This window comes from Rhizobium sp. AC44/96, from assembly GCF_001692185.1.
Lineage (GTDB): Bacteria > Pseudomonadota > Alphaproteobacteria > Rhizobiales > Rhizobiaceae > Rhizobium.
In genome coordinates this window covers 87,797-105,085 of the sequence record NZ_LXKO01000008.1, presented here as the reverse complement: position 1 = coordinate 105,085, position 17,289 = coordinate 87,797, and the positions used below count along the sequence as shown (strand labels likewise).

The window sequence follows — 17,289 nt, the reverse complement described above, 5'->3', positions numbered from 1 at the left end:
TTCTCAACGCTCCTTCGTGTAGGGGACACCGCCGGCCTTCGGCGGAGTGGCGACGCCGATAAAGCCGGCGAGCAGCACACAGGTCAGAATGTAGGGCAGGGCCTGGAAGATCTGCACCGGCACTTCGCCGATGCCAGGGATAGGCTTGCCCTGCATGAAATTGCCGAGTGCATCAAGGAAGCCGAACAGCAGGCAGGCGAACATGACCGGCACCGGCTTCCACTTGGCGAAGACGAGCGCGGCGAGTGCGATATAGCCCTTACCGGCCGACATGTCCTTGATGAAGGCCGCGGACTGCGCGATCGCCAGATAGGTGCCGGAGAAGCCGCAGAGGATACCGGCACAGATGACGGCGCGGTAGCGCAGCCAGCTGACGGAGATCCCAGCGGTGTCGACCGCCCCCGGGTTTTCGCCGACGGCGCGAAGGCGAAGGCCAAAGCGTGTCCGATAGAGGATCCACCACGAGAACGGCACGGCGAGGAAGGCAAGGTAGGTCAGGATGTTGTTGCCGGAGATCACGTTTGCATAGAGCGGCCCGACAATCGGTACCTCGCGCAGGGCATCCGCGCCGGGCAGCGTGATCGGCGTGAAGCGCGCTTCGCCGGCCAGTTGGGGCGTACGCCCGCCCTGGCCGAACCAGGCCTGCCCGAGCACGATGGTAATACCGGCGACGAAGAAGTTGATTGCAACGCCCGAGATGATCTGGTTGCCGCGATTGGTGATCGAGGCAAAGCCATGCACGATACTGAGCGCGACCGAGCAGACGATGCCGGCGCCCAGGCCGAGCCAGGCCGAGTCCGTGAGATAGGCAATGCAGGCAGCGGCAAAGGCCGAGCCAAGCATCTTGCCTTCGAGACCGATGTCGAACACGCCGGCGCGTTCGGAAAACAAGCCGGCGAGGGCGGTGAAGATCAGCGGGATCGACAGGCGTATGGTCGAGCTCAGGACGCTGATGAAGATTTCGTAGTAATCCATCGGTCGCTCCCCTTACGCGCGTTTGAATTGTTGGTAGACGCGCACGAGCGCTGGACGGAACATGTATTCGAGAGCACCGGCAAACAGGATGACGAGACCCTGGATGACGAGGATCATCTCGCGGGTGATGTTCGGCATCTCGAAGGAGATCCAATCACCACCCTGATAAAGGATGCCGAAGAGGATTGCCGACAGAACGATCCCGACGGGATGGTTTCGACCCATCAGCGACACGGCAATGCCGACGAAACCGGCGCCGCCAACGAACTCCACCTGCAGGCGCGCTGAAGAGCCCATGACGGGGTTGAGCGCCATCATGCCGGCCAGTGCGCCCGAAAGCAGCATGGCGATCATGACGGTGCGCGCATAGGGAATGCCGGCATAGGCTGCGGCACTCGGGCTGACGCCAAGCGTGCGCATTTCGAAGCCGAGTTTGGTGCGCCAGATCAGCAGCCAGACGAAATAGGAAGCGACCAGCGCAATGATGAAGGACACGTTGAAGGGCGCCGCACCGAGCTTTGCCCCGAACATGTTCATCAGCCAGCCGAGCTTCGGCAGCTGTCCGCCTTCCAGGAAGGTGCGGGTCTCCGGAGCCATCTTTCCAGGCACGATCAGCACGTGCACCAGGAGATAGACCATCAGCGCTGCGCCGATATAGTTGAACATGATGGTGGTGATGACGATGTGGCTGCCGCGCTTGGCCTGCAGGAATGCAGGAATGAACGCCCAGGCCGCACCGAAGAGGCCGGCACCGACGACGGCGACCGGCATGGTCACATACCACGGCACGTAGTTGTCGAGGGCGAGCGCCACCAGCGCGCAGCCGAGACCGCCAAGATAGGCCTGACCTTCCGAGCCGATGTTGAACAGGCCGGCATGGATTGCGACCGCCACCGAGAGACCGGTGAAGATGAAGCTTGTGGCGTAGTACAGCGTGAAGCCGATGCCTTCGCCGCTGCCGAGTGATCCTTCGATCAACAGGGACAGCGCGCCCAGCGGGCTCTCGCCGATCAGCCAGACGACGAAGCCCGAGATCAGGAAGGCGACGAGCAGGTTCAGGATCGGGATGAGGCCGTAGTTGATCCAGTTTGGTAGTGGAACGGATGCAGTGCTCATTAAGGCCTCACGCGGCAATGCCGGCCATCATCAGGCCGAGGGTCTGTTCACCGGCATCGGGCGTCTTCTCACCGACGATATGGCCGGCGAACATGACAAGGATACGGTCTGAAAGGGCGCGGATTTCATCGAGCTCGACGGAGACGAGCAGGATCGCCTTGCCCGCGTCGCGCATCTCGATGATCCGGCGGTGGATGAATTCGATGGCACCGATATCGACGCCGCGCGTCGGCTGGCCGATGATGAGCGCCGTCGGATCGCGCTCGATCTCGCGGGCAACGACGATCTTCTGCTGGTTGCCGCCAGAGAAATTGGCGGTCTTCAGCCGTGGGTTCGGCGGCCGGATATCGTATTTCTCGATCTTCTCCATGGCGTCCTTGCGGATTGCCTCGAGATCGAGCAGCGGGCCTTTGCTGTAGGCCGGCTTGCGGTGATAGCCGAGCACCGAGTTCTCGTATTCCTCGAACTTCAGCACCAGACCCATGTGGTGACGGTCTTCGGGAATATGCGCGAGGCCGAGTTCGCGTAGCCGCGCCGGATCGGCCTTGTCGATCGGCTGGCCGTCGAGCAGGATTTCGCCGGAATGCGGCTTGCGGATCCCCGCGATCGCTTCCAACAACTCGGACTGTCCGTTGCCGGCGACACCCGCCACACCGACGATCTCGCCGGCGCGCACGTCGAAGGACACGTTGTCGACCATGACGACGCCGCGGTTGTCCTTCACTGTCAGATTGCGCACCGACAGGATGACCTTGCCGGGATTGGCCTCGCCCTTCTGGACGCGGAGCAGCACACGGCGGCCAACCATCAGTTCGGCCAGCTCCTCGACCGTCGTCTCCGCCGTCTTGCGGGTAGCCACCATCTCGCCGCGGCGCATGACCGACACCGTATCGGTGATCGCCATGATCTCGCGCAGCTTGTGGGTGATGAGAATGACTGTCTTGCCCTGATCGCGCAGCACCTTGAGGATGCGGAACAGGTGATCGGCTTCGGCGGGCGTGAGAACGCCGGTCGGCTCGTCGAGGATCAGGATCTCGGCGCCGCGATACATGGCTTTGAGGATTTCGACGCGCTGCTGCAGGCCGACCGGGAGCTGCTCGATCAGCGCATCCGGGTTGACCTCCAGGCCGTATTCCTTTTCCAGCCGCTTGAGTTCGGCGCGTGCCGATGCCACGCCCTTGGCGAGCAGGGCTCCGCCCTCGGCACCGAGCATGATGTTCTCGAGCACCGTGAAATTGTCGACCAGCATGAAGTGCTGGTGCACCATACCGATGCCCGCGGCGATTGCCGCCTGGCTGTCCTTGATCGTTACGGCTTGGCCGTTGACCCGGATCTCGCCTTGGTCGGCGTGGTAAAAACCGTAGATGATCGACATCAACGTCGATTTGCCGGCGCCGTTTTCCCCGATGATGCCGTGGATCGTGCCTTTGGCGACGGTGAGGTTGATGTCCTTGTTAGCGTGAACGGCACCGAATTTTTTGTCGATGCCCACAAGTTCGATAGCGGGCGTGTCTGTCACTGCAGGCTCCAAATACGAAAAGGGCGTATGGCGAAAAAGATTCCACCATACGCCCGTCTCAGTCGCGAATCACTTCGGGCAAGCGTTGTCCGTCGTGTAGTCGTGAATCTTGATGGTGCCCGCGATGATGCCTTCCTTGGCCTTTTCGAGCGCAGCCTGCATCTCAGGCGTGATCAGCGCCTTGTTGTTGTCGTCGATAGCAGCGGCAACGCCGTCTTCCTTGACGCCGAGCGCCAGAACACCACCGGTGAACTTGTCTGCCTTGACGTCGCTGAAGCCGTTGTAGACGGCGAGGTCAACGCGCTTGACCATCGAGGTCAGGACCGAGCCCGGGTGAAGGTGGTTCTGGTTGCTGTCGACGCCGATGGAGAGCTTCTTGTTGTCGGCTGCCGTCTGCAGAACGCCGAGGCCGGTTGCGCCAGCTGCCGCGTAGATGACATCCGCACCCTGGTCGATCTGGTTCTTGGTGAGCTCGCCACCACGAACCGGGTCATTCCAGGCAGCACCGGTCGTGCCGGTCATGTTCTGGAACACTTCGATCTTGGCGTTGGCAGCGCGAGCGCCCTGCTCGTAGCCGCATTCGAACTTGCGGATCAGCGGAATGTCCATGCCGCCGACGAAGCCAACCTTGCCGGTCTTCGAAGCGAGTCCGGCCAGCGTGCCGACGAGGAAGGAGCCTTCTTCTTCCTTGTAGACGACGGAGCGGACGTTCGGCTTGTCGACGACGGCGTCAACGATCACGAACTTCGTGTCGGGGAATTCGGCTGCGACCTTCTCGATAGCGGAGGTCCAGGCGAAGGAGACTGCGATAACCGGGTTGAAGCCGCGGCTTGCGAAGTTGCGGATGGCCTGTTCGCCCTGGGTGTCGCCGGTCGGTTCGAAATCGCGATAGGCGATCCCGGTTTCCTTCTTGAACTTTTCGGCGCCGTTGTAGGCTGCTTCGTTGAATGACTTATCGAACTTCCCGCCGGTGCCGTAAACGAGAGCAGGCTTAACGTCGGCAGCGAGCGCTGTCGTCGACATTGCTGCCACGGCAAGGAGAGTCAGAAGGGATTTTTTCATGAGTTGCAGCCCTATTGTTTCTAATTGTTTGGGGTCCTCCCGCAAGCCTGTTTTCAGGCATGTCTGCGGAACCACCGACCTCCCCCCGGAGGCCTGGCTTGGCGCATCCTTGCATGGCTCAAAAGAAAATTCACGAGAAATTTTTCGGCTGGTAAAAATTTGCTGCCATTGCCAAAAATCAGCTCACGCGGGCTGATTTTTGCGCAAAATCATCGCTTGGTTGCGATTTTTCTAGTCAGATCGTGGCTTTTGGCCATGCGGAGTTCACTGAAACTGGCCAGCTATGCAACCGGCTTTTCATCGGTGCCGATCCCTTCGCAGGAGCAAGGATAGCTACGCCGCGAAGCGCCCAGCCACTGCAGGCTTCTTGTAGCCGACCATCCACAAGAGCAGCGACAGGATCAGAAATACGGCAAAGGCGGGCTGCAGCATCAGCCATTGGAAAGCCAGCGTGTAGAAGCGCGGATGAATGTAGTAGGCAATGGAGGATTGAAGGGCATCCAGCGAAGACGGGCTCAGATCCGCCCACGCATCGCCCATCGGCGTGATCACCACGGCAGAGGCTGCAACGGACTGGATGGAGTCGATCGTTCCGGCAATAACGGCAACGGCCAATGCAACAAGACTTGCCAAACGCAACAGGAAACGCATCGATCTCTCCGGCCATAGAATGCACCGGACCAGGTCCGGTCAGCCGCGCCATTTTCCATCCTGTCTGCACGATAACGACAGACCGGTGGAACCGCAATGGCGGCCTTCCCGGCACTTTTACCGGAAGAAGTCAAAAAACTGTTAGATTTAGGTTGATCCCTGAAAATTCCTCGGTATATATCGCGCCGTTCCAACGATTTGCGCCCAAGGGTGTCAAATCAAGCAGCAGGACAGGTGGCCGAGTGGTTTAAGGCGCACGCCTGGAACGCGTGTGTACGTGAAAGCGTACCGTGGGTTCGAATCCCACCTTGTCCGCCACTTTCTCCAGAGAGTAGCCATTATCTTTCGTCATGCCGGCGCTGCCTTCAGCGGCTGCAGAGTTCTTCCCGTGGCCGTTTGCTCGTCATGTGCTTCCGCTGTTGCGCCCAATCAACAGCTTGGGCTGAACCCTCGGGAAGCTTCCCTGTATTTCCTCCAGTGAACACAATTTGGTCACCGATGAACGGCCAGAGGAGGATCACAGATTACCTCTCTCATTCGGATACCTTAAAAATTGCATTCGCATTCCATTCTTCGGCCGCTGATGGCAGCGGTCGGCGTTTCGCTTCTTGCGTCCTGTACGCAACTTCCCGACCAGCCGATCGATGTCGCCATGCCCACGCCGCCCGCGGTCGAAACCGCGGTGCCGGCTGCCGAGGCCGCCGTGTCCAAGCCCGAGCGCCCCGTCGATAGGCCAGACTACCCGCTGATCTATGCTGGCCTAGATGAAAGCGATTATCGTCTCCCGTCGATCGAATATGCCAAGGTCGATCCACGTTATCTTCGCCAGGAGGTCGACTATGAGAGCGACGAGCCCGCCGGCTCGATCGTGGTCGATACCGAGGCGAAATTCTTGTACTTCATTCTGAAGGATGGTCGGGCGATCCGGTATGGTGTCAGTCTCGGTGCGCAGGGCCGGGCCTGGAAGGGGCGCGCCATCATCCAATGGAAGCGGAAATGGCCGACTTGGACGCCGACGCCTTCGATGATCGGTCGCAATCCCAAGCTGGAGCAATGGAAGCAGGGCATGCCCTCCGGGCCGCAAAACCCCTTGGGCGCGCGGGCTCTCTATATCTTCCAGGACGGGCAGGACACGCTGTATCGCATCCATGGATCGCCGGAGTGGCAGACGATCGGCAAGAATGCGTCGTCTGGCTGTGTGCGGATGTTCAATCAGGACGTCATCGACCTCTACGATCGGGTGAAGGGCAAGGCGACGCTCGTGGTCAAATAGTTAAGCCGCGAGTCGACTGATCGGAAGACTATCGGGAACTGCGCGAAGCGACGCGGACAATCCGCGCCTTGCAGCAACGCAGGAGCGTGGCGGCGATGTTGCGCAGTTTCCGAAGACAAGGCTATGGTGCGCGCCGAAGAGAGACCTGACGCGGAGGACACCATGAATTCGCCATTCCAACTGGCCGCTTGTGCCGAGATGCTCTGGCGCGATCGGCCGATCGAATGGCGCGCGAGCCGGCTGAAAGAGCTTGGCTTTGGCGTCGGCCTCTGGAACTGGCCGGAACATGACTTGGCGAAGCTGGAAGCAACTGGCGCCACCTTCACGATCATGAACGGGTATCTCCAGGGCAGCCTCACCGATGATGAAGGCGCCGCCCAACTGCTGAAGACGGCACGCGAAACGGCGCGGGTCGGCAAGCGGCTGGGTGTCCAACGCCTCAATCTCCATGGAACGGGTCTTGGCGAGGGTGGTCTGCCGGTTCAGCCCGTTGAAGTGGTCACCGGGCCGATGTGGCTGAAGGCGCGCGAGACGCTGTGCCGCATCGTTGAATTGGCCGACGAAGAGAATGTCACGTTCACTCTCGAGAACCTCAACCTGCCCGTCGATCATCCGGGCGTGCCCTTCGGGCGCGCCGAAGATACGCTTGCCCTGGTCTCCAGCGTGGACCATGAGCGCCTGCGGCTCAATCTCGACCTCTACCACGCGCAGATCGGCGAGGGAAACCTGATAGAACTGTGCCGGAAATGCCTTCCATGGATAGGCGAGATACAGGTTGCCGACGTTCCGGGGCGCAAGGAACCAGGGACAGGCGAGGTCAATTGGCAAGGGATTGCGACCGCGTTGAAGGCCATGGGCTATGCCGGCCCGGTAGGAATGGAAGCCTTCGCATCCGGCGATCCGGAGGCGGCGCTCGAAGCCTTCCGTGCTGCGTTCTCCGTCTAGGAGGGCTCACGCCCAAACGCGGCATAAGGTTTTATGCACGGATCTTGAAGGATCAAGATGGAGGCGCCGACGGATTTTTCCCTGGATCGACAATGGGCCTCATATGTCTCGCCACATAGGGAGCGGCGCGACGATTGAGGTGCCACAATTGCGTGGTTATGTTTCCGACCAGCGTTTGCGGAATATGGTAGCTGGCGACGTCAACTTTGTTATTTCGCGACCAGAACAGCTTGTACCGCTCGCTTCCCACGCCGAAATCAACGTCCTGACGCCTTTCGAACGCGATCTTCATCCAGAACTCGTCGAGCACGATCCCCGGTGAGTATTTGGCGAATTGAGGATCCGAGTGGAAGCCGGCGATGATCAATTCCATATGAGAGACGCCGTGGGCAAATAGAGTGATTGCCACTGGCTTCTTGTCGATCAGCACGGCATAGATTCGCATCGTTTGGACGTTTTTCGGATCCGTAATCCAGCGCGCGATGAAATTCCGGTAGGCCTCTGATGACAGCCACTCACCGTGCTTGCCGACCGTATCCGCCCAGACTTTCTTTTGGCTGAACATCCAGTCCATCAAGTCGACCGCGTGATCCGGATCGGTTACCGGGTTCACTGCCTCGAACTCCAGATTGCCGAGTTCGGAAAGCTTCTTGCGCTTGCGCTTGAGTTGTTGCCGGGAATTCGCGCTGAATATTTCTTTCGTATACGCCTCCCATTCCGTATGGTCCTGCAAGTCGGCAAAAGGTGCGATGTCCATCTCGCCATCGCTGCTGTGGCTTGTGTGGACGAATTCATCAAGCGGCGATCCGATCTTGACGAATGGCATATGGATTATGTCGGCCTTTGAGTCGCGCGCGATCGTCTGCCACGCAAGCCCGACGTTCCCGCGAAAATCGGAATCGGGATCGACGAGGATGTCTGTTACTTCCGCTGCGTTGGGGCCAAGAGGACGGAGCATCCACAGTGGCCCCTTGCGGTATTTCAACAGCGGAAAGACAAGGGTCAATCTGCCGTTGTCGCGAATAACGATGCAGAAGAGCGAGCGGCCGGCCGGCCGGGCAATCTCGTTCCAGCTGTGATAGGCGGTCGAGTAGCTTTGATAGAAAGAGCCCTTGGCTTTCAGCCACAACTCGTTCCACTCCGACTCTAATTCCGCCATCTGGTTAGCGTCGGTGACAACAACACATGTCTTTCCAGCAACGTCTTTCGGCTTGAGCATTTTGATTGTTCATCCGTGGGCGATCGCTACATTATGTGTACTAAACCTGTCCACTTTTTTATTTAGTTAATCATACATTAGCAAACTATATATTTGGATTAACCCAAATGCGGTATTGCAGGTCGCAGCGGCAATGCGCCTCCTATGGTCGTTTCTGAGGTCATGGCGAGGGGTTGGCCTAAATCCAGCGGTTGGATTTTATGCGTGACTACTCCCAAATAGCGTGCAGCGGCACACTGGACCTCGTTTGAGGCAGTGGGGTGTCTCCCGTGGATTTCAGGGCCCTTCAGGCGCCAGAGGCGACGGTACACCGACGCGTATCGCCTTCGAGAAGTTCGCGGAAAGGCCGTCGTCACGAGCGCGCTGGTCGATATGAGCAGCGGCCTTCAGGGCGGAGAGCGGTACCGATGTGTCCAGTGCGCCGTGGTCATAAGCGTAGTCCGGCAAGTAGCCATTGACGATCAGGCGCCAGTCGAACGGCAGGGCATCTCCGACTAGGCGCGCCATCTTCACGACGGTCGTGGTGCAGTTGGTGGTGATCGAATTGTAGAACCTTGGCGTCTTGGCAAGCTCGTTGGCCTGAGACACGTACTCCCGCAGCAGCGCCCGTGCCCGATCCGGCGTTGCCGCGAGCCGATAGAGCTGAACATCTTCGCCACGGAAGTTTGAGCGGACGCCGACGACGTCGCGCTCGTCTGCGGCGATGATCACCAGCGGGTTGCTCTTGAAAAGGTCAGCGAGCGGCGAGAAGGCACCTCCGACCCGCCGCCGGACTTCGATCGACCATGGCAGTTGCGTGCCGTCTTCGAAGCCGAAGCTGAAGATGACATGGGCCATCTCGGGTCCGGCCCAATAGGACATGAACATGTCGAGCGTCCGGAGCTTCCTCAGGTCGTAGGTCCGCGTCGCCCAGCGTTCGGTGAAATCGGTCTTGCTGCGCCAGTCGAAGTCCCGGACATTGGTCAGGGTCAGCATGTCGCCGTTGAACTCACCCGTCACTTGACGGGCGACATCCGGCGCCCACGCCGCTTCCTCTACTGGCTTGAGAGTGTTCCACCAGACCAGAATCAGCCCGAACACCGCCGCGAATGTGAGAAACGCCTTGAAGCGCCACGGGCCGAAGAGTGCGGTGATTGTGAAGGCACCGAAGAGGGCGAACAGCCCGGCGGCGACGCCTCGCCCGAATGCGGGGGCCGGCAGCCGATACCACAATGCGAGGCTCGCCCAGGCAACTCCCAAGGCGATGAGGAGTGCGACGGCAACAGTCACAATGGCCCACGCTACACGACGCAATCCTGTCTCCGGGTAAGTGCCGAAATGCCCTCAGATATAGCCTTGTCCAAGGCTGCAGACACGCAACGGCCACGGATGGGCGTTGCCCTGCCGCTCAGACAATGCGCTTTCTGGCGCCCAAGTCCAGCCGCTGCTTCACGTTTCGCCAAAGCGTTGCCAGGTTGCGCAGACCGCCAATCCTGTCCCACGCACGGGGGGTGATGTCGCTGCGGGACGAACGCTGGAAGCAAAGTTCTGGCGCCGCGATCAGCGTGCGCAAGCCGAGTGCGCGTCGTGCCCAGCTGTATGAACCGTCGACAGGCATGGGTCCACCGGCCGGATCTCCGTGAGGGCGAGCCAGCTGTGCCGCGATGTACTGCCGAACCGGGCCGATCGCCGAACCGCGCAACGCGATGAAGTGGGCACACCCGACGCCATCCTGCGGCTCGACAAGCGCCAGTCCGGGCGCAACAGGATGCTGCCTTTCGGTACCGCCGCCGCCGTAGAAAACGTCCCAGTCGCCGGATTGAAGCGTTTCCACCACGCCGGTCAGACGCTCTGAAAACCCGTTTACGAAACTCACGTCGTCTTCCAGGATGAGAACGCTGCCGACGGCTTCTGCCTCCGCAAGCTTGAGAATGCCGAGGTGGCTAAGAAAGCAGCCACGCACGCCGATGCTCATGAAAGGCCCGCGATCATCCGGCTTGATCGCTTCGAACCATCTCACATTCTGTGCAGAGAACCCGATCGCGGTGAATTCGCGCATGAGATCGCGTTTTCTGTCGGGCCTCGATCGAAGGTTGATGACATAGATTCGTTCGAAATAATCAAGAACATGGCCAGGCATGTGCGACCCCATACGGGCGAATACTTTATAGGGACGTTATTCTACAATATATACTGCCCGCAAGGCTGCCATCCGACTCATTATATTATCCTTTTGGCCGCCACCACGAAGGCCTGCTCAGACGAGCACGTCCTGGTCCACCCGATCCTCGGTGCCGAAGAACTTCAGGTAACGCTGCACTTCGGCTGAGTCGCCTGTGGCCTTCTGTGGATTGTCGGAAAGCTTGACCGCCGGCCGGCCGTTGGCGTCGCTCACCTTGCAGACGATCGAAATCGGGTTCAGGCCGGAAATCTCCGTCGGTGCGCAACCGGCGAAATCGTTGGTCAGGTTGGTTCCCCAGCCGAAGCTCATGCGAGCCCGGCCTTCGAAATGCTTGTAGGTGTCGATAATCGCATCGACGTCGAGGCCGTCGGAGAAGATCAGAAGCTTTTGACGGGGATCGCGGCCCATCTTCTTCCACCATTCGATGATCTTCTCGCCGCCTTCGATCGGCGGAGCGCTATCGGGCCGGAAGCCGGTCCAGTCCGCCACCCATTCCGGCGCGTCGCGCAGGAATGCGGCCGTGCCGAAGGCGTCGGGCAGGACAATCAGAAGATTGCCGCCGTAAAGCTTGTTCCAGTCCCGCAGGACCTTGTAGGGGGCGTTGCGAAGCTCCGCGTCCGTTTGCGCCAGGGCCGCGGCCACCATCGGCAATTCGTGAGCGTTGGTGCCGACGGCTTCGAGATCGGAATCCATGGCCAGCAGCACGTTGCTGGTGCCCGTGAAGGCGTGGCCGATCCCTTCCTTCAGCGCTTCCACGCACCAGCGCTGCCATAGGAAGCTATGGCGGCGCCGCGTACCGAAATCGGAAATCCGCAGCCCGGGAAGCTCGCGCAGACGCTCGACCTTCTCCCACATCTTCGCCTTGGCGCGGGCGTAGAGCACATCAAGCGTGAAGGGGCCAAGGGCGCGCATCGCGGAACGAGACCGCAGTTCATTGATGATGGCGAGCGCCGGGATCTCCCACATCGTGGTCTCTTTCCACGAGCCGTGAAAATCCAGGACATACTGTCCGTCCCGCTTGGACAGTTCGTATTCCGGCAGCTGGAAGTGCGAGAACCAGGCGAGAAACTCCGGCTCGAAAATCTGCGCGCGCCCGTAGAAGCTGTTACCCGCCAGCCAGATCGTTTCTTTCTTGGAGAGCTTGAGCGTGCGCGCGTGATCGAGCTGTTCGCGCAGTTCGCCTTCGTCGATCTCTTCGGCGAGAAGCACGCGTTTGGTGCGATTGATCACCGTGAAGGTCGCATCCACGTCGGGATAGAGCTTCCAGATCATCTGCAGCATCAGCAATTTGTAGAAGTCGGTGTCGATCAGGCTACGGACGATCGGATCAAGCTTCCAGGCATGATTGTAAACGCGCCGTGCAATATCCGTCTTTGCCATGAACTCCACCCATCCCCAAACCGATTGGGGGTGCGCCGGCAACCGGCGAACGGCAACCGGCTCGTTTGCCTTCTTATCGAAAAAACGGTTGATAATGTCTAGTGCAAATCAACCGCCATCCGAAACCTCGGGCAGGGGATGTTTAGTAGCCTGCCTCGCGGTCCACGACAAATTGCAGGGTTTCTCCGCGCTCAAAACGCGAAATCTGCTTTTCGACGTGACGGAAAAGCGCAGTCTCTTCTGAGACTGCCGCGTCGTGTGGCGTGATGAAAACATTCTCGCAGGTCCAGAGCGGGTGGTCCGAGGGAAGCGGCTCCACCTCGAATACATCAAGCGATGCGCCGCCGAGGATGCCGGTCTCGATCGCAGAAACGATGTCGGCCTGCACCTGGCTTTTTCCGCGCCCGGCATTGATGAAGATCGGCTTGCCGAGCGCGCCGCCTTGGCGAAGTTTGGCAAACAGTTGGGAATTGTAGAACGCAGTCGTATCCGGCGTCAGGGGCAGGAGGCCGACGAGGAAATCCGTCTTTGCCAGGAAGGCATCGAGCCCCGCAGCGTCGAACGTCTCGACGCCGTCGATCTGCTTGGCCGTGCGCGACCAGCCGATGACGTTGAATCCCATCATCTTCAATTTGTGCAGGGCATCCTGGCCAAGCACGCCCAGTCCCATGATGCCGACGGTAATTTCGGCAGCTTCCGGAGGGATAAGCTTGCCCCAGATGCGGGCGCGCTGATCCTTGTCGTGCTGGTGCTGCTGCCGCAGGTGCATCAGGCATTGCATGACGACCCACTCGCTCATGCGCGTCGTCAGGCTGCGGTCGACGAAACGGACGATCGGCACATCGGGAAGACCCGGCAGGTTCATGAAGCTGTCGACGCCGGCCCCGCCCGAGAAGATGACCTTGAGATTGGGCGCGCGCTCGAAAAGATCGGCATCGGGCTTCCACAGCAGCGCGTAGTCCAGCCCGCTCAGGTCACGCCTCTTCGTCGCGGGATCTGCGATGTTGATGCTGCCACGATCCGCGAACGCGGTCTTCAGAATGCGGGCGACGCCGTCGGCATTGAACTTGAGGTCGACGAGAACGGGAAGTTTTGCGGACATGATCTTCTTTATTGATGAATCGCGGGGGTCGGTACGGCTTCGATGTGGAAGGCTGCGGCCATCAGGGCTTTCGTATAGTCTTCCCTGGGAGCACGGAAGATTTCGGCGGACGTTCCCTGCTCCACCACCTTGCCGGCGCGCATGACAATGACGTCGTTGGCGAGCGCCTTCACCACCTTGAGATCGTGGCTGATGAAGAGATAGGCGAGGTCGTGCTTCCTTTGCAGATCACGCAGGAGATCGACCACCTGGGCCTGCACGCTCATGTCCAGCGCCGATGTCGGCTCGTCCAGCATGACAAAGCGCGGTTTCAGAACCATCGCGCGCGCGATCGCAATACGCTGGCGCTGGCCCCCAGAGAATTCGTGCGGATAGCGCCAGCGGGTGAGAGGATCGAGGCCAACCTCTTCCAGTGCCCAGCAGACGCGCTGGTCGCGCTCTTCGTAGGAGAGTGATCGCTCATGCACCTTGAGGCCCTCGGCGATGATGTCGCCGACGGACATGCGCGGGCTGAGGGAGCCATAGGGATCCTGGAACACGACCTGCAGCTGGTTGCGCAGGGGGCGCATCTCGCTGAACGAATAGCTGTTTATATCCTTGCCGACGAAGCTGATCCGTCCCTGGGACGAAATGAGCCGTGTGAGCGCCAGCCCCAACGTCGTCTTGCCGGAGCCGGATTCGCCGACGACGCCGAGCGTTTGCCCTGCGCGCAACGAAAGATCGATACCGTCCACGGCCTTCACATGGTCGACGACCTTGCGCATCAGGCCAGCCTTGATCGGGAACCAGACGCGAATGTCCGATCCCTGCATGACGATCGGTTTCGTGTCGTCGGCGAGCGGCGGTTCGCCGCGGGGTTCCGAGGCCAGCAGATGGCGGGTGTATTCATGTTGCGGGTTGCTGAAGACGGCTTCGACCGATCCGTTCTCGACGATCTTCCCCTTGGTCATCACGCAGACGCGGTCCGCGAATTTCCGAACGATGCCGAGATCGTGGGTGATGAACAGCATGGACATGCCATGCTGCCCCTTCAGCTGCCGCAGCAATTCGAGGATCTGTGCCTGCACCGTTACGTCGAGCGCCGTCGTCGGTTCGTCGGCGATGAGAAGTTCCGGGCGGTTGGCAAGCGCCATGGCGATCATCACACGCTGCCGCTGCCCGCCGGATAGTTCATGCGGGTAGGCCTTCAGGCGCTTTTCCGGCTCGCGGATTCCGACCTGGTTCAGCAGTTCGAGCACCCGCTTTCGCGCCGCCTGACCACTCACTCCCTGGTGCAGTTCCAGAATTTCGGTGATCTGCTTCTCGATGCTGTGCAGCGGATTGAGCGAGGTCATTGGCTCCTGGAAGATCATCGTGATGTCGTTGCCGCGCACGTCGCGCAACGCCTTGTCGGATGCCTTGAGAAGGTCCTTGCCCTTGAAGAAGATCTCACCCGATGGATGGCTCGCCGAGGGGTAGGGGAGCAGACGCAGGATCGAATTGGCCGAAACGGATTTCCCCGATCCGGATTCTCCGACCAGCGCGACCACTTCGCCCTTGTGAATGTCGAAGGAGACGTGATCGACAGCCAGCGATGTTTCTCCGCCCTGATGGAAGGCGACCGAAAGATCGCGAACGGACAGCAATGGTTCCGACTTGTCGCTCATTGAAACGTCTTCCTTGGGTCGAAGGCATCACGCACGGCTTCGCCGATGAAGATCAGCAACGACAGCATGATCGACATGGTGAAGAAGGCCGTGAGGCCCAGCCACGGCGCCTGCAGGTTGGCCTTGCCCTGGGCGATCATCTCACCGAGCGACGGCGAGCCGGGCGGCATGCCGAAGCCGAGGAAATCGAGCGAGGTCAGCGTGGTGATCGAGCCGGAGAGGATGAAAGGCAGGAAGGTCAGTGTCGCCACCATCGCATTGGGAAGCAGGTGCCGCCACATGATCGTGCGGTTGCCGACGCCGAGCGCCCGCGCCGCCCTGACATATTCGAAATTGCGCGCCCGCAGGAATTCGGCACGCACGACGCCGACGAAGCCGACCCATGAGAAGAGCAGCATGATCCCGAGCAGCACGAAGAAGCCCGGCGGCAGGATCGCGGCGATGATCAAGAGGATGTAGAGCACTGGCATTGACGACCAGATCTCGATGAAGCGCTGCAGCAAGAGGTCCGTCCAGCCGCCGAAGTATCCCTGGATCGCACCAGCCGTGACGCCGACGACCGCCGAGCAGATCGTCAGCACCAGCCCGAACAGCACCGAAATGCGGAAGCCGTAGATCACGCGGGCAAGCACATCGCGTGCCTGGTCGTCCGTGCCCAGCCAGTTGAGATTGCTGAGGCTGCAGCCGGGATCGTTGACACCTTGCGGATAGCCGGAGCAGCGCTTCTCCTTGCTCATCATCCAGAAAGGCGCGGTCGGCGCCGAGTGCGGGATGTTGGAGTTGACCGAGCGGTAGGAGTAGCGGATCGGCGGCCAGATCATCCAGCCGTTGGCCTTGATCTCGTCCGATATCACGTCGGAGCGATAGTCGGTCTCGGCCAGGAAGCCGCCGAACTTCTCCTCGGGATAGTTGACCAGCACCGGAAACAGGATCTCGCCCTTGTAGGAGGCAACGATCGGTCGGTCGTTGGCAATGAACTCGGCGAAGAGGGTGAGCACGAAAAGGACGAGAAACAGCCAGAGCGACCAGTAGCCACGCCTGTTCGCCTTGAAGTTCTTCCAGCGGCGCACGTTGGTAGGCGACAGCAGCCCCTTGCGCGGCGGCTTGACCGGCGTTGCGGTCGTCGGGTTTGCGGCGGTGTCCATCACACGTCCCTCCGCTCGAAGTCGATGCGCGGATCGATCCATGTGTAGATCAGGTCGGAGATCAGGCTGACGAACAGGCCGAGCAGCGAGAAGATGTAGAGCGTCGCGAACACGATCGGATAGTCGCGGTTGACCACCGAGAGGTAGCCAAGCCGCCCCAGACCGTCGAGCGAGAAGATGTTCTCGATCAGCAGCGAACCGGTGAAGAAGGCGGAGATGAAGGCGCCGGGGAAGCCGGCAATGATGATCAGCATGGCGTTGCGGAAGACATGGCCATAGAGCACCTGCCGCTCGTTCAGCCCCTTCGCCCGCGCCGTCACGACGTACTGCTTCTTGATCTCCTCGATGAAGGAGTTCTTGGTCAGCAACGTCGTTGTCGCGAAGGCGGCCAGTGACAGCGAGATCAGCGGCAGTGCCAGGTGCCAGAAATAGTCGAGCGGCTTTTGCCACCAGGCGAGCTGGTCGAAATTGTCGGAGACGAGGCCGCGCAGCGGGAACCAGTCATAGAACGATCCACCGGCAAAGAGCACGATCAACAGGATGCCGAACAGGAAGCTCGGAACCGCGTAACCGATGATGATGATGCCCGAGGTCCAAACATCGAATGTCGAGCCGTCCTTCACAGCCTTGCGGATGCCGAGCGGGATCGAGATCCCGTAAGAGAAGATCATGATCCAGACGCCAAGCGACGCCGATACCGGCAACTTGTCCTTGATCAGGGCAAGCACGGTGGTGTTGCGGAAGAAGCTCTCACCGAAATCGAAGCGGATATAGTTCCACATCATCTCGCCGAAGCGCGTCAGCGGTGGCTTGTCGAAACCGAACTGCTTCTCAAGCTTCTTGATCAGCTCCGGATCGAGCCCCTGGGCGCCACGATATTTCGAGCCGCCTTCGTCAAGTCCGCCACCGCCCATGAGGTCGCCGCCACCGCCGGAAAGCCGGGCGTCCGCACCTTGCGCATCGCCGGTCAGCTGCGCGATCACCTGTTCGACCGGGCCACCCGGAGCGAACTGGATGACCGTGAAGGAAATGGCCATGATGCCGATAATGGTCGGGATCATCAAAAGCAGGCGGCGAAGAATATAGGCTCCCATC

15 protein-coding genes and 1 tRNA gene are annotated in these 17,289 nt (G+C 60.2%); 3 read left to right on the top strand and 13 right to left on the bottom strand.

Translation table 11 applies throughout. From position 1 onward, the window contains the following. Positions 1 to 3 precede the first annotated feature (3 nt). The 5 genes from A6U87_RS09680 to A6U87_RS09660 form a co-directional block, all read right to left on the bottom strand. A complete protein-coding gene (locus A6U87_RS09680) occupies positions 4 to 975 on the bottom strand; it encodes an ABC transporter permease (RefSeq protein ID WP_065691046.1) in 972 nt (323 codons plus the stop codon). Between the two features lie 12 nt (positions 976 to 987). After that, positions 988 to 2,091 carry an ABC transporter permease gene (locus A6U87_RS09675; RefSeq protein ID WP_065691045.1) on the bottom strand — a complete coding sequence of 368 codons (1,104 nt, stop codon included), beginning with the start codon at positions 2,089 to 2,091 and terminating at the stop codon, positions 988 to 990. 7 nt (positions 2,092 to 2,098) lie between these two features. Continuing rightward, a complete protein-coding gene (locus A6U87_RS09670; protein ID WP_065691044.1) occupies positions 2,099 to 3,610 on the bottom strand; it encodes an ABC transporter ATP-binding protein in 1,512 nt (503 codons plus the stop codon). 69 nt (positions 3,611 to 3,679) lie between these two features. Continuing rightward, positions 3,680 to 4,672, bottom strand: a complete 993-nt coding sequence (locus tag A6U87_RS09665; protein WP_065691043.1) for a BMP family protein — start codon at positions 4,670 to 4,672, stop codon at positions 3,680 to 3,682. 333 nt (positions 4,673 to 5,005) lie between these two features. Then, positions 5,006 to 5,323, bottom strand: coding sequence for a hypothetical protein (locus A6U87_RS09660; protein ID WP_065691042.1), 318 nt, complete (start codon positions 5,321 to 5,323; stop codon positions 5,006 to 5,008). Positions 5,324 to 5,551: 228 nt separating this feature from the next. Between A6U87_RS09660 and A6U87_RS09655 the strand changes: the two genes are divergently transcribed. The 3 genes from A6U87_RS09655 (at position 5,552) to A6U87_RS09645 (ending at position 7,541) form a co-directional block, all read left to right on the top strand. Next, a tRNA-Ser gene (locus A6U87_RS09655) sits at positions 5,552 to 5,641 on the top strand. 235 nt (positions 5,642 to 5,876) lie between these two features. After that, entirely contained in the window at positions 5,877 to 6,596 is a 720-nt protein-coding gene (locus A6U87_RS09650) for a L,D-transpeptidase (protein WP_244499458.1), read from the top strand. 162 nt (positions 6,597 to 6,758) lie between these two features. Next, positions 6,759 to 7,541, top strand: a complete 783-nt coding sequence (locus tag A6U87_RS09645; protein WP_083199338.1) for a TIM barrel protein — start codon at positions 6,759 to 6,761, stop codon at positions 7,539 to 7,541. A gap of 52 nt (positions 7,542 to 7,593) precedes the next feature. Here the strand turns inward: A6U87_RS09645 and A6U87_RS09640 are convergent, their stop codons facing one another. From A6U87_RS09640 to A6U87_RS09605, 8 genes are all read right to left on the bottom strand, one after another. Beyond that, entirely contained in the window at positions 7,594 to 8,760 is a 1,167-nt protein-coding gene (locus A6U87_RS09640; RefSeq protein WP_065691040.1) for a GNAT family N-acetyltransferase, read from the bottom strand. Positions 8,761 to 9,036: 276 nt separating this feature from the next. Then, complete coding sequence (locus tag A6U87_RS09635) at positions 9,037 to 10,053, bottom strand: DUF4105 domain-containing protein (RefSeq protein WP_065691039.1); 1,017 nt, start codon at positions 10,051 to 10,053, stop codon at positions 9,037 to 9,039. Positions 10,054 to 10,147: 94 nt separating this feature from the next. Further along, positions 10,148 to 10,798 (bottom strand): glycosyltransferase family 25 protein, encoded by a 651-nt coding sequence (locus A6U87_RS09630; protein ID WP_158007265.1) that lies wholly within the window; start codon positions 10,796 to 10,798, stop codon positions 10,148 to 10,150. Positions 10,799 to 10,996: 198 nt separating this feature from the next. After that, positions 10,997 to 12,301: a nicotinate phosphoribosyltransferase gene (gene pncB / locus A6U87_RS09625; RefSeq protein WP_065691038.1), complete on the bottom strand. Its 1,305-nt coding sequence runs from the start codon at positions 12,299 to 12,301 to the stop codon at positions 10,997 to 10,999. A gap of 142 nt (positions 12,302 to 12,443) precedes the next feature. Further along, positions 12,444 to 13,403: a glyoxylate/hydroxypyruvate reductase A gene (locus A6U87_RS09620; RefSeq protein WP_065691037.1), complete on the bottom strand. Its 960-nt coding sequence runs from the start codon at positions 13,401 to 13,403 to the stop codon at positions 12,444 to 12,446. 8 nt (positions 13,404 to 13,411) lie between these two features. After that, positions 13,412 to 15,049 carry an ABC transporter ATP-binding protein gene (locus tag A6U87_RS09615; protein WP_065691036.1) on the bottom strand — a complete coding sequence of 546 codons (1,638 nt, stop codon included), beginning with the start codon at positions 15,047 to 15,049 and terminating at the stop codon, positions 13,412 to 13,414. Then, the gene (locus A6U87_RS09610; RefSeq protein WP_065691035.1) at positions 15,046 to 16,194 is read right to left on the bottom strand and encodes an ABC transporter permease; all 1,149 of its coding nucleotides are present in this window, start codon (positions 16,192 to 16,194) and stop codon (positions 15,046 to 15,048) included. Before A6U87_RS09610 ends, A6U87_RS09615 begins: the two co-directional genes overlap by 4 nt. Next, positions 16,194 to 17,288 carry a microcin C ABC transporter permease YejB gene (locus A6U87_RS09605; protein ID WP_065691034.1) on the bottom strand — a complete coding sequence of 365 codons (1,095 nt, stop codon included), beginning with the start codon at positions 17,286 to 17,288 and terminating at the stop codon, positions 16,194 to 16,196. The genes A6U87_RS09610 and A6U87_RS09605 overlap by 1 nt, the downstream gene beginning before the upstream one ends. Between the last annotated feature and the right edge of the window lies 1 nt (position 17,289).

Bases quoted from the DNA above. Each gene is read 5' to 3' on its own strand.
- A6U87_RS09680 (WP_065691046.1), bottom strand. From the start codon at position 975: ATGGATTACTACGAAATCTTCATCAGCGTCCTGAGCTCGACCATACGC.
- A6U87_RS09675 (WP_065691045.1), bottom strand. From the start codon at position 2,091: ATGAGCACTGCATCCGTTCCACTACCAAACTGGATCAACTACGGCCTC.
- A6U87_RS09665 (WP_065691043.1), bottom strand. From the start codon at position 4,672: ATGAAAAAATCCCTTCTGACTCTCCTTGCCGTGGCAGCAATGTCGACG.
- A6U87_RS09660 (WP_065691042.1), bottom strand. From the start codon at position 5,323: ATGCGTTTCCTGTTGCGTTTGGCAAGTCTTGTTGCATTGGCCGTTGCC.
- A6U87_RS09645 (WP_083199338.1), top strand. From the start codon at position 6,759: ATGAATTCGCCATTCCAACTGGCCGCTTGTGCCGAGATGCTCTGGCGC.
- A6U87_RS09640 (WP_065691040.1), bottom strand. From the start codon at position 8,760: ATGCTCAAGCCGAAAGACGTTGCTGGAAAGACATGTGTTGTTGTCACC.
- A6U87_RS09630 (WP_158007265.1), bottom strand. From the start codon at position 10,798: ATGCGCGAATTCACCGCGATCGGGTTCTCTGCACAGAATGTGAGATGG.
- pncB (WP_065691038.1), bottom strand. From the start codon at position 12,301: ATGGCAAAGACGGATATTGCACGGCGCGTTTACAATCATGCCTGGAAG.
- A6U87_RS09620 (WP_065691037.1), bottom strand. From the start codon at position 13,403: ATGTCCGCAAAACTTCCCGTTCTCGTCGACCTCAAGTTCAATGCCGAC.
- A6U87_RS09615 (WP_065691036.1), bottom strand. From the start codon at position 15,049: ATGAGCGACAAGTCGGAACCATTGCTGTCCGTTCGCGATCTTTCGGTC.
- A6U87_RS09610 (WP_065691035.1), bottom strand. From the start codon at position 16,194: ATGGACACCGCCGCAAACCCGACGACCGCAACGCCGGTCAAGCCGCCG.
- A6U87_RS09605 (WP_065691034.1), bottom strand. From the start codon at position 17,288: ATGGGAGCCTATATTCTTCGCCGCCTGCTTTTGATGATCCCGACCATT.